This window comes from Allobosea sp. (assembly GCF_051860145.1).
Taxonomy (GTDB): domain Bacteria; phylum Pseudomonadota; class Alphaproteobacteria; order Rhizobiales; family Beijerinckiaceae; genus Allobosea.
On the sequence record NZ_JBHYEM010000006.1, the window covers coordinates 14,717 to 29,373 of the forward strand.

Consider the following 14,657-nt stretch of genomic DNA (forward strand, 5'->3'; position numbering starts at 1 on the left):
CTACGCTCCTCGCAATGACGAATAGGGAGTGGCTATTCCTGCTTCCCGTTTGCCGGGTGCTTGGCGTTCCAGGCCGCCGCATATTCGTTGCAGAGCCGGTCGAGCTCCGAGCGGTCTGTGATGCCGGCGGGCTTGGCCCGCGAAGGCCCCGCCATCTGGAACGGCACCGAGCGCTGATGCGCCACGCGCCAGAGCCGCCGCAATTCCGTCAGCGGCTCGGCGTGATCGTCGACGCGGATATCGAAGCTCGGCACCGGATCGCTCGCCCAGATCCGGATCGCGCAGGATTGCCGGCCGCGCTTGTCGCCGCCGGCCTTCTCGCCGGCTTCCAGCGCCGCGAGCAGACGCTCGTCGAAATCCAGCGCGGAACCGGCGATATAGGCCTTCAGCGTCTCGTCGACGACCTGTTGGCCCGCCAGCATGTTGCCCGAGACGGAGACCTGCGGTCCTGAAACCGAGCCGCACCAGCCGATGCAGGCGCTGCCGGTATGGGCCGCGACCTTGCCGTCGCGGTCGATGACATGGACCTGGCGGTGATTGCGGCCCTCGTCGGCGGCGACCAGCGCCGTGACGATCTCTCCGGCCGGGCGGCCTTCCTGAAGCAGCCTGAGCCCGTCGACGCCATAGAGCGGATTGACGAAAGCCTGGGTGGCGAGGGCGCCGATGCGCCCGCCGCCATAGGGCACGCGCGCACCGACGGCGAAGGCGCAGGTCGAGACGGCGACGCCGAAGGCGCCGGTCGCCGCATCGCGGGCGACGATGGACCAAGTCATGCGTAAAGCTCCTAGCGGCCGGCGGCGTAGGCCTGCATCAGACGCGGCGTCGCCGCCGCGCGCAAGAGGCCGTCGCGGCTGGTTTCGGCCGCGGTGAGGCGGCCGACCGTCCAGGCCGGGGCGCGCTCGAGGTCGTGTCCGCGCCGTGCCAGGTCGGCCAACGCCGCCTCGCCGACGCTCTCCTCGACCGTGAGATGGCCCGGCCGCGCCTCGCGTGGATAGAAGGTCGAGGGGAAGTGCTGCGTGTGGAACAGCGGCAGGTCGATCGCCTCCTGCAGGTTGAGGCCGTGATGGACGCGGCGCAGGAACATGCCGAGCTGCCATTGCTCCTGCTGGTCGCCGCCCGGCGTGCCGAAGGCGAGGCGTGGCTCGCCGTTCTCGAAGGCGATGGTCGGCGTCAGCGTCGTGCGCGGGCGCTTGCGCGGCGCGAGCGACGAAGGCAGGCCCTCGTCGAGCCAGAAGGCCTGGGCGCGCGAGTTGAGCGGGAAGCCGAGCTCGGGAATGACCGGCGAGGATTGCAGCCAGCCGCCGGACGGGGTCGCGGCGATCATGTTGCCCCATTTGTCGATGACGTCGATATGGACGGTGTCGCCGCGCCGGGACGATGCGACCATCGAGGCCAGCGTCGGTTCGCCTACCGTCGCCCCGCCTTTCGCGCCGCCCTGGCCGGCGATGCGGAGATTGGCCAGCATCTTGCCGACCTGCTCCTCGAAGCCGGCGATCATCCCGGGCCGCAGCTCATGCGAGGCCTTGTCGCCGATCAGCTTGCGCCGACCGGCCGCGTAATCCTCCGAGAGCAGCGTCGCCAGCGGCACCTTCACGAAATCCGGGTCGCCGTAATAGGCCTCGCGATCGGCGAAGGCGAGCTTCATCGCCTCAGTGACATGGTGGATGAACTCCGCGCTGGTCGGACCCATCGCGCCGATGTCGAAGCCCTCGAGGATCTTCAGCGTCTGCAGGAAGACCGGGCCCTGGCCCCAGGGGCCGATCTTGAAGACCTCCCAGCCGTGATAGGTCACGCTCGCCGGCGTCTCGTAGGTCGGCTGCCAGCGCGCCATGTCGTCGGCGGTGAGCAGGCCCTTGTGGCGGCGGCCGGAGGAATCGATCGCCTCCGTCGTGCGGCAGAACTTGTCCATCGCCTCGGCGACGAAGCCCTTGTACCAGGAATCATAGGCCGCCTGGATCTGCTTCTCGCGCGAGCCGCCGGCGGCTTCCGCCTCGGCCAGGATGCGCTTGTAGGTCTCGGCCGCTGCCTTGTTGCGGAAGAGCTCCTTGCCCTTCGGCACCTTGCCGCCCGGCAGGTAGACGGCGCCGGAGCTCGGCCATTCATCGGTGAAGAGGTCGGTCAGGGTGCCGATCGTGTCGGAGACGCGCGGCAGCATCGGATGGCCGTTCTCGAAATAGCCGATCGCCGGCTCGAGCACCTCGCGCAGCGGCAGCCGGCCATGGTCGCGCAGCAGGGTCATCCAGCCGCCGAAGGCGCCGGGCACGACGGTCGAGAGCAGGCCCGAACCGGGGATGAGGTCGAGGCCGAGCGCCCTATAGGCCTCGATCGTGGCGGCTTCCGGAGCGGGTCCCTGCGCGCAGAGCACCTCGACCTTCTTCGTCGCGGCCGAATAGAACACGGCCGGCATGTCGCCGGCCGGCCCGACCAGATGCGGCTCGACGACCTGGAGCACGAAGGCCGCCGCCGCGCAGGCGTCGAAGGCGTTGCCGCCCTTCTCCAGCATCGCCATGCCGGATGCCGTCGCCAGCCAATGCGTCGAGGTGACGACACCGAAGGTGCCGAGGATTTCGGGGCGTGTCGTGAACATGGGCCGTTTCCTTGAAGGGATCAGGATTCTTTGGGGTCGAGCGCGTCGCGCAGGCCGTCGCCGAGCAGGTTGAAGCCGAGAACCGCCAGGAAGATGGCGATGCCGGGCGCGACCGACATCCACGGCGCCTGCTCCATGAAATTCTTCGCGACGTTGAGCATCTGGCCCCAGGACGGCGAGGGCGGTTGCTGGCCGAGGCCGAGGAAGGAGAGGGCGGCTTCCAGGATGATGGCCTGCGCCATGAACAGCGTTGATTGCACGATGATCGGCGAGAGCGTGTTCGGCAACACGTGGCGGAACAGGATCCGCATGTCCCTGGCGCCGATCGAACGCGCGCCCTCGACGAAATCCTCGGCCTTGACGCTCATCACCTGGCCGCGCACCAGCCGGATGAAGATCGGCACGGCCGAAAGGCCGATCGCGATCATCGCATTGGTCAGGGACGGTCCGAGAATCGCCGCGAAGGCGATCGCCAGGATCAGGAACGGACAGGCGAGCATCGCCTCTGTGACGCGGGAGATCGCGATATCGATCCAGCCGCCATACCAGCCGGCGAGCAGCCCGAACGGAATGCCGATGAGGAGCGCGATGGCGACCGAGAAGATGCCGGCGAGCAGGGATGTCTGCGCGCCATAGAACAGGCGCGAGACCTGATCGCGGCCGAGCTCGTCGGTTCCCAGCCAGTAGAGCGCCGAGGGTGGCTTGCGGATTGCCAGGAAGTTCGATTTCAGCGGATCGGCCAGCGGCAGCAGCGGCGCCAGGATGGCCATCAGCACGAAGATCAGGACCAGCGCTCCGCCGATCTGGGCCGAGCGGTTGTGCAGGAGCTTGGACCAGGCGCCGGGGCGTCGGGCCGGGAGCGGCTCGCTCACGGCCGCCGTTGCGGTATCCGCGACATCGGCCATCAGCTGTCCCTCAGGCGCGGATTGACGAGGATATAGAGCAGGTCCGCGATCAGGTTCATCAGGATGAAGCCGATAGCCGTGCACAGCACCACGCCCTGCACCACGCCGTAGTCGCGATTGAAGACGGCGTCGACGATCAGCTTGCCGAAGCCCGGAATCGTGAAGACCTGCTCGGTCAGGACCGCGCCTGCCAGGAGCTCGCCGAAGAGCAGCGTCGACAGCGTGATGATCGGGATCAGGGCATTGCGCAGCGCATGCCGGTTGATGACGGTGTCCTCGTCGAGGCCCTTCGCCCGCGCCGTCCGCACATAGTCGGAGCGCAGCACCTCGAGCATCGCCGCCCGCGTATGGCGCATGATGAAGGCCGCGAGCCCGCCGCCGAGCACGAAGGCCGGCATGATCAGCCGCTCGATCGCGGCGACGGGGTCCCTGAAGATCGATTCATAGCCTGACGCCGGGAGGAGCTTCAGCTCCACCGACACCAGCAGGATCAGCATGATCCCGAGCCAGAAATTCGGGATCGACAGACCTGACAGGGCGAGCGCGCTCGCCGAATAATCGATCGCGGTGCCCTTGTTGCGCGCGGCGATGATGCCGGCGGGGATGCCGATGCCGACCGCGACGAGGATCGAGGCGGTGGCGAGTTGGATCGTCACCGGCAGCTTCTGCAGGATCAGCCCGAGCACCGGCTCGCCGGTGCGCAGCGAACGGCCGAAATCGCCCTGCACGACCTGGCCGAGCCAGGCGAAGAACTGGACCACGATGGGGTCGTCCATCCGGTAGATATCACGCAGACGCGCGATCACCTCGGGGTCGCGTTCCTCGCCGGCGATGACCAGGAACGGATCGCCCGGCAGCGCCCGCTGCAGGGCGAACACGAACAGCGAGACCAGGAACAGCGTCGGGATCGCGATCAGGACGCGCCTGCCGATCAGGGTCAGCATGGCGGGGCTCGACGCAATTCCCCTCCCCCTCGTGGGGAGGGGCTAGGGGTGGGGGGCGAAAAGCAAGAACGAACAGCGATGCGCAAAGGGGAGGTGGCCAACGCCGGTGAGACTGTCCCTATAGCTCTCACCAGGCGGAACGCCCCCCATCCCTCTCCCTTCCCCACGAGGGGGAAGGGAAGCGCCTCGGCCGGCAGCCGCATCGACCTCACTTCTTCTTCAGCCCGGAGAGGCGGATCATGCCGTCGGGATTGATCACGAACCCGTCGATATTGGAGCGCATCGCGAAGAAGACCGTCTGGTTGTAGAGATAGACGATCGGCAGCTCGTCCTGGAGGATCTTCTGGGCGCCGTCATAGAGCTTCTTGCGCTCGGCGACGTCGTAGACGGTGCGGGCCTGGTCGAGCAGCTTGTCGACTTCGGCGTTGGCGTATTTGCCGTCGTTCTGGTTGCCCTTCGAGGTCACGAACTGGTGGATGTTGCCGTCCGGATCGATGCGGCCGGACCAGCCGATCCGGCTCATCTGGAACTTGCCCTGCTGCTGGTCGCGCAGCTGGCTGGCGAACTCGGTCGAGCGGATCTGGATGTCGATGCCGGCTTCCTGCGCCATCGCCTGGATGACCTGGCCGAGCTGCGCGTCGACGGGGTTGTTGGTGACGAAGAGCTCGACCGAGACCTTCTCAGTGCCAGCGGCCTTGAGCAGTTCCTTGGCCTTGGCGACGTCGCGCGCCGGCACCGGGAAATCGGCGCTGAGATAGGGGTTTCCGGGGTTGAAGGGCTGGATCATCGGCTCGTAGAGCCCCTCGAACACGACCTGGCTCAGCACCTTGCGGTCGATCGCGAGCGACAGCGCCTGGCGCACGCGCTTGTCCTTGCCCATCGGCTGGTTCGCCGCCTCGCCATGCGCCGTGTTGATGGTGATGCCCTGGTAGCCGAGATTGGCGGTGCTCTCGACCTTGAGCGACTTGTCGCCCTTGGCCGAGCTCACATCGGTCGGCGCAAGGCGCTCCAGCATGTCGAGCTCGCCCGAGCGGAGATTGGCGAGCCGCACCGTGGTGTCTGGGATCGAGCGATAGAGGATCCTGTCGAACTGATAGTTCGCGGCCTCCCAATGCTCCTTGAACTTCTCCAGCACGATCCGGTCGTTCTGGACCCGCTCGACGAATTTGTAGGGGCCGGAGCAGATCGGCTTGGCGGCAACGTCGCCGGCGAGGCTCTTGGGCGCCAGCATCATCCCGGCGCGGTCGGTGAGCTGCGCGAGGAGCGTCGCATCCGGACGCTTCAGCTTGAGCGCGATAGTGTTGGCGTCGACCACGTCGACGCTCTCGACCGAGGCGAGCTCGGACTTGCGCAGCGAATCCGGCAGCGTCCTGGCGCGGTCGAGATTGGCTTTCGCGGCCTCGGCATTGAAGGGCTCGCCGTCATGGAACTTGGCGTCGCTGCGCAGCTTCATGGTCAGCGTCAGACCGTCGGCGGAGAAGGACCATTCGGTGGCCAGCCGCGGCACCAGCTTGAGATCCGGCGTGATGTCGACCAGCCGGTCGCAGAGGCCCATGAAGACGATGCGCCCGACGAAGGTGCGCGCCTTGTGTGGGTCGAGCATGTCGGGGTCTTCCTGCAGGCCGATGCGCAGGGTCGAGGGAGCCTGGGCAGCCGCCGGTAGGCTGGCGAGCGTCAGGACTGTCGCGGAAACCAAGGCGGCTATGAGCTTCATCGAATATCCCCGTACTGATTTTATGTGGCGCGGGCGGACTCGCCCTGGCGGCAGGCGACCGGCGGTTAGTCCCGCGCGGCACCAAATTGGCGCAAGTTTGGGCGGCCGTCGATCATGCGCTGCATCATTCTTTCGAAAGGCCGTTCCACCCATGCGGCCCGGCTTGTATGCAAGTTGGCGGCCAGGGTTCCCGCTCCAGATCGAGCCTGACATGTCGGGGCAGCCCTCACGCCGGCGGCGATCTCTGCTATGCACGGCGCCGAATGGATTTGATGGTGGGGCGCGGCGTGTCTGCGCGCCGGGAACAGGGGACGAGACGGATGCTGCTGGGTGTGATCGCCGACGACATGACGGGCGCGACGGATGTCGCCCTGATGCTGAACCGGGCCGGGATGCGGACCGTCCAGGTGATCGGCGTGCCGGCTGCCAACGCCAAGCTGCCGGAGGCCGACGCGGTCGTCGTCGCGCTGAAATCCCGCACCAATCCGGTGTCCGAGGCGGTCGCGCAGTCGCTTGCGGCCTGCGAGGCGCTCCTGGCCGGTGGCGCGCGCCAGATCCTGTTCAAGTACTGCTCGACCTTCGATTCGACCGCGCATGGCAATATCGGCCCGGTCGCGGACGCCCTGATGCGCAGGCTCGGCGCCGAGAGCGCCATCATTTGCCCGGCCTTTCCGGCCAATGGCCGCTCGATCTACCAGGGCTATCTCTTCGTCGGCGCCGTGCCGCTGCATGAGAGCTCGATGAAGGATCATCCCCTCACGCCGATGCGGGATTCCAACCTGATGCGCCTGATGTCCGCGCAGACCGAGCATCCGGTCGGTCATGTCGGCTACGCCACGATCCTCGCCGGTCCCGATGCCGTGAAGGCGCAGATGGCCAAGTTGCAGGCGGACGGCGTGCGCTATGTCGTGACCGATGCGCTGACCAATGACGACCTCATGATCCTCGGCGCGGCCGTCGCCGGCCAGCCGCTGCTCACCGGCGGCTCGGGCATCGCCATGGGCCTGCCGCAGAATTTCCGGCAGGCCGGTTTGCTCGCCGAGCGCGCGATCGCGGCACGGCTGGAGGCGCCGCAGGGGCGCCGCGGCATCATCTCCGGGAGCTGCTCGACTGCGACGCGTGGGCAGATCAAGGCGGCGCTGGAGGCGGGCTTTCTGGCCCTCAAGGTCGATCCGCTGGCGCTGGCCTCCGGCGAGCAGACCGCGCAGCGTCTCGCCGACTGGGCGCTGGCGCAGCAGGCGGACCGGCCCTTTCTGCTCTATTCCAGCGACGACCCGGCCGAGGTCACGGCGATCCAGGCCAGGCTCGGACGCGAGAAGGCCGGCGAGATCGTCGAGCATGCCTTCGCGCAGACCGCCCGCCTGCTCGCCGGGGCGGGGCTTACCCGGCTCCTGGTCGCGGGCGGCGAGACCTCGGGCGCGGTCGTCCAGGGGCTCGGCATCCAGACCCTTGAGATCGGCCCGGAAATCGATCCCGGAGTGCCCTGGACCCGGGTCGTCGACGGCCCGGACATGGCGGTCGCGCTCAAGTCCGGCAATTTCGGCGCGCCCGACTTCTTCCTGAAGGCCTGGAACCTGCTGAGCTGAAGGGAATCTGCTGAGCTGAAGACCTGCACTCTCCGTTTCGATACGCGAAAACTCGTATAGGATCGGTCCGGGACAGCGGAGCTGGCGGGCATGGACATGGCGTTTCTCGGCGATCTCCTGACGAGCGTGGCCGATCGCGGCCGGGCGCTGATCGGGCTGGAGCGCCTGGGCGGCGGCCGCAGCCGCTCGCTCGACCGGCTTTGCGAGGATTTGCTGTCGGGTCGTGGCGAGGCCTCCGGCATGGCCCTGGCGCAGGCCGTGCTTGAACAGTGGGATGGGTTGGGCAGGGCCGGGCGGCTCGATTTCTTCCGCCTGCTGAAGGATCGCTTCGGGCCGAGCCACGAGCGGCTCGCCATCGCGGTCGAGCGCTATCGGGACGCGCCGGACGCAGCCGCAGTCGCGGAGCTGCATCTCTCGTCCGAGCCGCTCCGGCAGGAGCTCTTCCGCCGGCTGAACCTGGCGCCGGGCGGCACGCATGTGCTCGTGCGCATGCGCGAGGCGCTGTTCGAAGCCCTGGCGGAGGAGCCGGAACTGGCCGTTGTCGACGCCGATTTCCGCCATCTCTTCGGCTCCTGGTTCAACCGCGGCTTCCTCGTGCTGCGCCGCATCGACTGGCATACGCCCGCCAACGTGCTGGAGAAGATCATCCGCTACGAGGCGGTGCACGAGATCCAGGGCTGGGACGATCTGCGCCGCCGCCTCGAGCCAGCCGACCGGCGCTGCTTCGCCTTCTTCCATCCGCAGCTGATCGACGAGCCGCTGATCTTCGTCGAGGTCGCGCTGACGGGAGCGGTGCCGCGCAGCATCGGCGAGGTCCTGAGTGGCGAGCGCGAGGTGCTGCCGGCGCAGAAGGCTCAAACGGCAGCGTTCTATTCGATCTCGAACTGCCAGGAGGGCCTGCGCGGCATCTCCTTCGGCAATTTCCTGATCAAGCAGGTCGCCGAGGATCTGAAGCGCGAATTGCCCGGCCTCGACACCTTCGTCACGCTCTCGCCCGTGCCGGGTTTCGCGCGCTGGCTGGCCGGCATCGTCGCCGAGCCGGGCGAGCCGCCGCTGAGCAATGAGGAACTCTCCGAGCTGGCGCGCCCCGTCGGCGAGACGATCACGCTGGACGAGGCCGAGAAGGCCCGGCGCGACAAACTGCTCGGCCAGATGGCGGCGCATTACCTGCTGCGGGCGCGCACCTCCTCGGGGCGGGTGATCGACCCCGTCGCCCGTTTCCATCTCGGCAACGGCGCGCGGCTCGAGCGCATCAATGTCGGCGGCAACATGTCGGCGCGGGGCCTGCGCGAGTCTTACGGCGTGATGGTGAACTACCGCTATGACCTCGACGAGATCGAGGTCAATCACGAAGCCTTCGCCAGCCGCGATACCGTCGTCGCCTCCTCCGCCGTCCGCAAGCTATTACGCCCCGCCTCCGCCTGAAGGATCCAAGAACACGTCATGGCCAATCATCTGTTCGATCTCGTCACTGCACGCATCCCGGCGCCCGACGCTCCCTTCGCCGTCCTCGACGATGGCCGCCGCTATTCCTATTCGGACATGCTCGACGTCTCGGCCCGCTACGCCAATGCGCTGGTCGATCTTGGCGTCAAGCCGGGCGACCGCGTCGCCGTGCAGGTCGAGAAGAGCATCGAGGCCCTGATGCTCTATCTCGGCACGATCCGCGCCGGCGCGATCTTCCTGCCGCTCAACACCGCCTATACCCCGGCCGAGATCGAGTATTTCCTCGGCGATGCCGAGCCCGCCGTCTTCGTGAGCGACCCGGCCAAGGCCGAGGCGCTGCGGCCCTATGCCGAGAAGGCCGGCGCCAAGCTCGAGACGCTCGGCGTCTGGCGCTCGCCGGAGGTCTCGGCCGGCACCCTGTCGGATCGCGCGCTTGCGGCCTCGACGCGTTTCGTAGCCGTTCCGCGCGGGCCGGACGATCTCGCCGCCATCCTCTACACCTCCGGCACGACCGGGCGGTCGAAGGGGGCGATGCTCAGCCACGACAACCTGGCCTCGAACGCGCTCGCCTTGGTCGATTACTGGCGTTTCGGCAAGGACGACGTGCTGCTGCACGCGCTGCCGATCTTCCATACGCATGGCCTCTTCGTCGCGACCAACACGATCCTCTTCGCCGGCGCCTCGATGATCCTGCTGCCGAAATTCGACCCCGACCAGGTCATGAAGCATCTGCCGCAGGCGACCAGCATGATGGGCGTGCCGACCTTCTATGTCCGCTTGCTGCAGGACGCGCGGCTGACCAGGGAGGCCACCAGGCACATGCGCGTCTTCGTCTCCGGTTCGGCGCCGCTGCTGGCCGAGACCCATCGCGAATGGCGCGAGCGCACCGGCCACGCCATCCTCGAGCGCTACGGCATGACCGAGACCAACATGAACACCTCCAACCCCTATGACGGCGAGCGCGTCGCCGGCACGGTCGGCTTCCCGCTGCCGGGGGTCTCCGCCCGCGTTGTCGATCCCGAGAGCGGCCGGACGCTCGATGCCGAGCAGATCGGCATGATCGAGGTCAGGGGCCCCAACGTCTTCAAGGGCTACTGGCGCAATCCCGAGAAGACCAGGGCCGAGTTCCGCGACGACGGCTTCTTCATCACCGGCGATCTCGGCAAGATCGACCCCGCCGGCTATGTCCACATCGTCGGCCGCGGCAAGGACCTGATCATCACCGGTGGCTACAACGTCTATCCGAAAGAGGTCGAGGTCGAGATCGACGAGATGCCGGGCGTGGTCGAGAGCGCGGTCATCGGTTGCCCGCATCCCGATTTCGGCGAGGGCGTCACCGCCGTCGTCGTGGTCAAGCCCGGCGCCGAGATCACGGCCTCCGTCATCTCCAAGGCGCTCGATCAGCGCCTCGCCAAGTTCAAGCTGCCCAAGCAGGTCTTCATCGTGCCCGACCTGCCGCGCAACACCATGGGCAAGGTTCAGAAGAACCTGCTGCGCGACCAGTACCGCGACATCTATGCCAAGGCGATGAAGGCCGGCGAGTAACCCGCGTTCCCGCCGTCATTGCGAGGAGCGAAAGCGACGAAGCAATCCAGGAGGACTGCGCGAGCGGCCCCTGGATTGCTTCGCTATGCTCGCAATGACGGGATTGCGCGGCTGCTCACACCCGCGCCGGCTCCCTGATCTCGATCGTCTCGCCGTCCAGCGGGATCAGCAGCCGATCCGGCCCGATGCCGCGCGCGTCCGCGGCTTGCCGGAGCGCGGCGCGGCTGACGGTGGCGTGGTCGAGCGCCTCCATATGCGTCGCGATCACCGTCGCATGCGGGGCGGCCTCGCAGAGCGACACCGTCTGCGCGGCATCCATGACGATCAGCGTGCCGTCCCAGCGCGCGCCGCAGGAATGGCTGACGATGACGTCCGGCGCCGTCGCCGCGACCGCTTCCAGCAAGGGCGGGTAGAGGATGCTGTCGCCCGCCCAATAGAGCGTCGGCTCGCCCGGCGCCTCCAGGCTGAAGCCCATCACCGGCCCCATCTTGTCGAGCACGGCGCCGCTGCCATGCTGGGCCGGAACCCGCTTCAGCACGATCGAGCCGATCCGCTGGAAGCAATCGACGGGGGTGACGGATGTGAAACCGGCTTCCGCGATCTTGCCCTCGTCGCCCGGGCGGCAGGTCAAAGGCAGGTCCTTGGGCACGCGCTCCCTGGCGACCCCGTCGAAATGGTCGGCATGCAGATGCGAGACGATGATTTGGTCGACGCCAGCGAGGATATCCTCGATCGGCTCCGGCAGTTCGACCATCGGATTCGGCGATTTTCCGGTGAAAGAAGGACGGCTGTGCATCGGCCCGAAATCAGGGTCGATCAGGAATGTCCTGCCTGCATAGACAAGCTTGAGCGTGGCATTGCGGAGGAGCTGGAGCCGCATGATCTTCTCCGGGCAGTGGCAATGCAGCCCATCATGCGTTCGGCCTCTGCGGTGCGGCCAGTTCTATTTTGTGAAGTCGAAAGCACTCAGCGTTGATCGATGCGCGACTTCGGTCATGCCCGCCAAGGCCCGATTCAGCTCTTCGGATGCGGCACCAGATCGAGCCCGAACCCGGCCTCCGGCGCCGGATTCTCGCGATTGCGCAACCGGCTCTCGCGCAGCTCGCCCGCCGCCTCCAGGATCGGATAGGCGATCGAGGTGATGTGCCCATGGATCCGCTTGAGGTCGCGCAGCACGTCGAGATGGATCGAGCTGGTCTCGATCGATTCCGTCACCCCGCTGCGCAGCCGCTCGTAATGGCTCTCGGTCGCCTGCCGTTCGGCGGAGCGCATCGTGGCCTTCTCGTCGAAGAGCTGGCGCGCCAGCGCGATGTCGCGGGTCGCGAGCACGTTCAGCGCCAGGCGCAGGCTGTGCATCACCCGGCTGTGCAGCGCGCTGATCTCCGCCAGGCCCTCCGCCGAGAAGCGATAGCCCTTGCGGATCTTCTTTTCGGCCAGCTCCCGCAGGTTCTTGTCGATGATGTCGCCGATATGCTCGAGATTGGTGTTGAGCGTGATGATCTCGAGCAGGCGTCGGCTCTCCTCTTCGCTGAGCTCGGAGCGCGACAGCCGCACCAGGTAGAGCTTGATCGCCTCATGGATCGCGTCGACGCCGTCATCGGCCTGCGAGATCTCGCGTGAGAGCTTGATCTGATCGCCGTCGAGCAGGGTCAGCGTGTCCTTCAGCATCTCGCCGACGCGGTCGCCGAGATGCAGGGTCTCGCGCATGGCGCAGGCCAGCGCCTCGGAGGGGCTGTCGAGCACGCCGGGGTCGAGATAGAGCGGCCGCGTCGCGCGCTCGCCGACAGGAGCCGACGGCATCAGCCGCATCACGAGCTCGGAAAGCGGCGTCACGAAAGGCAGGAAGATCAGTCCGCCTGCGATGTTGAGCGCCAGATGCAGCTCGACGGCGAGGCGCGCGGGATTATTCGACAGCGTCGAGAACCAGGCGGCGAACGGGGCCGCCAGCGGGATCACCACGACTGCGATTACGACCCGCGTCAGCAGGTTGGCGACGGCGACGCGGCGCTGCGCCACTGGCGCGCCGAGCTGGTCGACGACGGGCACCAGCGCATTGCCGAGATTGGCGCCGACGATCAGCGTCACGGCCATGGTCGGCGAGAGCAGGCCGCCGGACCAGAACGAGGCGATCAGCAGAACGATCGCCAGGCTCGAATGCGTCAGCCAGGTCGCCGCGACGGCAACGGCGACCGCGATCAGCGGCTCGCCCGCCAGGGCCTGGAGGATGACCTTGAAGGTCGGCGATTGCGCCAGCGGCGCCGCCGCAGCCTTCAGCTCGACCAGTGACAGCAGGATGAGCCCGATGCCGACGAAGACGCGGCCGATATTGCGGGCGCGGTCCATCGCCTCGTTCGCCATGTAGAGCGCGACGCCGACTGCCAGGCACAGCCCCCAGATCCAGCCGAGATCGAGCGAGACGATGAAGGCGGCGAGCGCCGTGCCGATATTGGCGCCCAGCAGCACGGCCAGCGCCATCGGCAAGGTGATCAGGGACTGGCCGGCGAAGGAGGACAGCAGCAGCGTCGTCGCCGTCGAGCTTTGCAGGACAAGCGTGACGGCGGCTCCGCTGGCGAGCGCCGCGACGCGGTTCTGCGTGAAGCGCGACAGGGCCTGCCGGAGCGAGGAGCCGAAGGCGCGCGTCGCACCGGTCCGTACGAGACGGACCGCCCAGATCAGCAGCGCCACTGAGCCAGCAAGGTGGATCAGGACCGAAGTGGTGCTGTCGACCGCGTTCATCTCGTCGTGAAATCTCCGAATCGGTGGGGCGGACGGCCTTGCGAAGCGCGGCCAGTTTAGGGCCAAATTCGTTAGCCGTCTTATAAAGAAAGCACGCTGAAAGGGGCCGTTTCATGACCCTTTCGCGCAGGCGGATAGCCCGTTCGGCTAGAGCAGGATGCGAAAAAGTGGGAACCGGTTTTTCGCATTGATCCTGCTCTAACGTATTGGTGAGAGACGGATTCAGCTTTCGGATGGGATCGCTGCGCGATTCCATCCGAAACCATCCGGCTCTAGGCCGCGAACGTGCCATAAGGCACGCTTTCGCGCGCTTCGCGTAGCGCGCTCGCCCACCAGTGCAGTTGCGCCAGCATCAACGCCATCGCCTGCTCGGGCCTGTCGGCATCGAGAAGCTGGCCGGTTTGGTCGAACTGGCTCCAGGCATTGGCGAAGCTGACGCTGTCGCGGATCGTGGTCGCATGCAGCTCGCAGAAGACCAGCCGAAGCTGCTCGACAGCGCGCAAGCCTCCCGAGAACCCGCCATAGGAGACGAAGGCGACGGGCTTGCCGCGCCATTCGGCGCCGACCATGTCGATCAGCGACTTCAACGGGCCGGGATAGCCGCGATTATACTCGGGCGTGACGACGATGAAGCCGTCCGCCGCTCCGATCCGCTCCTTGAGGATGCGGACCGCCGGGTTCTCGCCGCGCGGGTGGCGCTTCGGCAGGTCGAGCATCAGCGGATCGACGACATCGACGGTGAACGGGCCTTCGCCCTCGATCTGGGACAGTGCCCAGCCGGCGACCTTGTCGCAGAGCCGGCCCTCGCGGGTGCTGCCATAGATCAGGGCGAGATTGATCCTGCGATCGAGCTTTTGGTGCATCGGCTGCGCGCTCCACGCGTTTTGCACATCGGGAGCATGACGGTATAAAACCTCAACTATGGTTGAGGTCAAGAGCCATGAGCGACAAGGGTCAAAGCGACAATGGTCACGCGCGGCTCCATGAGGAGCTGAGCGTCGGAGAGGTCGCCCGCCGCAGCGGGCTCGCCGTCTCGACGATCCATTTCTACGAGGCCAAGGGCCTGATCCGCAGCGCGCGCAGCGCCGGCAACCAGCGCCGCTATCCGCGCGGGGTGCTGCGGCGGGTCGCGATCATCAAGGTGGCGCAGCGCACCGGCATTCCGCTGAAGACCATTCGCGAGGCCTTCAAGGC

At 67.1% G+C, this 14,657-nt stretch carries 12 protein-coding genes; 4 read left to right on the forward strand and 8 right to left on the reverse strand.

The genetic code is table 11. The features are described from left to right. Positions 1 to 32: 32 nt before the first annotated feature. From ACTIF2_RS11980 to ACTIF2_RS12000, 5 genes are all read right to left on the reverse strand, one after another. Positions 33 to 773 carry a DUF1028 domain-containing protein gene (locus ACTIF2_RS11980; protein WP_439497303.1) on the reverse strand — a complete coding sequence of 247 codons (741 nt, stop codon included), beginning with the start codon at positions 771 to 773 and terminating at the stop codon, positions 33 to 35. Positions 774 to 784: 11 nt separating this feature from the next. Then, positions 785 to 2,587 (reverse strand): gamma-glutamyltransferase family protein, encoded by a 1,803-nt coding sequence (locus tag ACTIF2_RS11985; RefSeq protein WP_439497304.1) that lies wholly within the window; start codon positions 2,585 to 2,587, stop codon positions 785 to 787. 20 nt (positions 2,588 to 2,607) lie between these two features. Beyond that, positions 2,608 to 3,492, reverse strand: coding sequence for an ABC transporter permease (locus tag ACTIF2_RS11990; RefSeq protein WP_439497305.1), 885 nt, complete (start codon positions 3,490 to 3,492; stop codon positions 2,608 to 2,610). Next, complete coding sequence (locus ACTIF2_RS11995; RefSeq protein ID WP_439497306.1) at positions 3,492 to 4,436, reverse strand: ABC transporter permease; 945 nt, start codon at positions 4,434 to 4,436, stop codon at positions 3,492 to 3,494. The genes ACTIF2_RS11990 and ACTIF2_RS11995 overlap by 1 nt, the downstream gene beginning before the upstream one ends. Before the next feature lie 208 nt (positions 4,437 to 4,644). Beyond that, positions 4,645 to 6,150 (reverse strand): ABC transporter substrate-binding protein, encoded by a 1,506-nt coding sequence (locus ACTIF2_RS12000; protein ID WP_439497307.1) that lies wholly within the window; start codon positions 6,148 to 6,150, stop codon positions 4,645 to 4,647. A 320-nt stretch (positions 6,151 to 6,470) separates the two neighbouring features. Here ACTIF2_RS12000 and otnK point away from each other — a divergent pair, with 320 nt between their 5' ends. The 3 genes from otnK (at position 6,471) to ACTIF2_RS12015 (ending at position 10,727) form a co-directional block, all read left to right on the forward strand. Beyond that, on the forward strand, positions 6,471 to 7,736 hold the full coding sequence (gene otnK, locus ACTIF2_RS12005; protein ID WP_439497308.1) for a 3-oxo-tetronate kinase: 1,266 nt from the start codon (positions 6,471 to 6,473) through the stop codon (positions 7,734 to 7,736). A 90-nt stretch (positions 7,737 to 7,826) separates the two neighbouring features. Beyond that, on the forward strand, positions 7,827 to 9,161 hold the full coding sequence (locus ACTIF2_RS12010; protein ID WP_439497309.1) for a malonyl-CoA decarboxylase: 1,335 nt from the start codon (positions 7,827 to 7,829) through the stop codon (positions 9,159 to 9,161). A gap of 18 nt (positions 9,162 to 9,179) precedes the next feature. Beyond that, entirely contained in the window at positions 9,180 to 10,727 is a 1,548-nt protein-coding gene (locus tag ACTIF2_RS12015) for a malonate--CoA ligase (RefSeq protein WP_439497310.1), read from the forward strand. Positions 10,728 to 10,842: 115 nt separating this feature from the next. Here ACTIF2_RS12015 and ACTIF2_RS12020 read toward each other — a convergent pair whose 3' ends face one another. The 3 genes from ACTIF2_RS12020 to ACTIF2_RS12030 form a co-directional block, all read right to left on the reverse strand. Then, positions 10,843 to 11,607, reverse strand: a complete 765-nt coding sequence (locus tag ACTIF2_RS12020; protein ID WP_439497311.1) for an MBL fold metallo-hydrolase — start codon at positions 11,605 to 11,607, stop codon at positions 10,843 to 10,845. Positions 11,608 to 11,741: 134 nt separating this feature from the next. Further along, a complete protein-coding gene (locus ACTIF2_RS12025) occupies positions 11,742 to 13,463 on the reverse strand; it encodes a Na/Pi cotransporter family protein (RefSeq protein WP_439497312.1) in 1,722 nt (573 codons plus the stop codon). A gap of 272 nt (positions 13,464 to 13,735) precedes the next feature. Continuing rightward, complete coding sequence (locus ACTIF2_RS12030) at positions 13,736 to 14,326, reverse strand: NADPH-dependent FMN reductase (RefSeq protein WP_439497313.1); 591 nt, start codon at positions 14,324 to 14,326, stop codon at positions 13,736 to 13,738. Positions 14,327 to 14,403: 77 nt separating this feature from the next. Here ACTIF2_RS12030 and ACTIF2_RS12035 point away from each other — a divergent pair. Continuing rightward, positions 14,404 to 14,657: MerR family DNA-binding transcriptional regulator (locus ACTIF2_RS12035; RefSeq protein ID WP_439497314.1), on the forward strand; the 254-nt coding region annotated here is incomplete at its 3' end.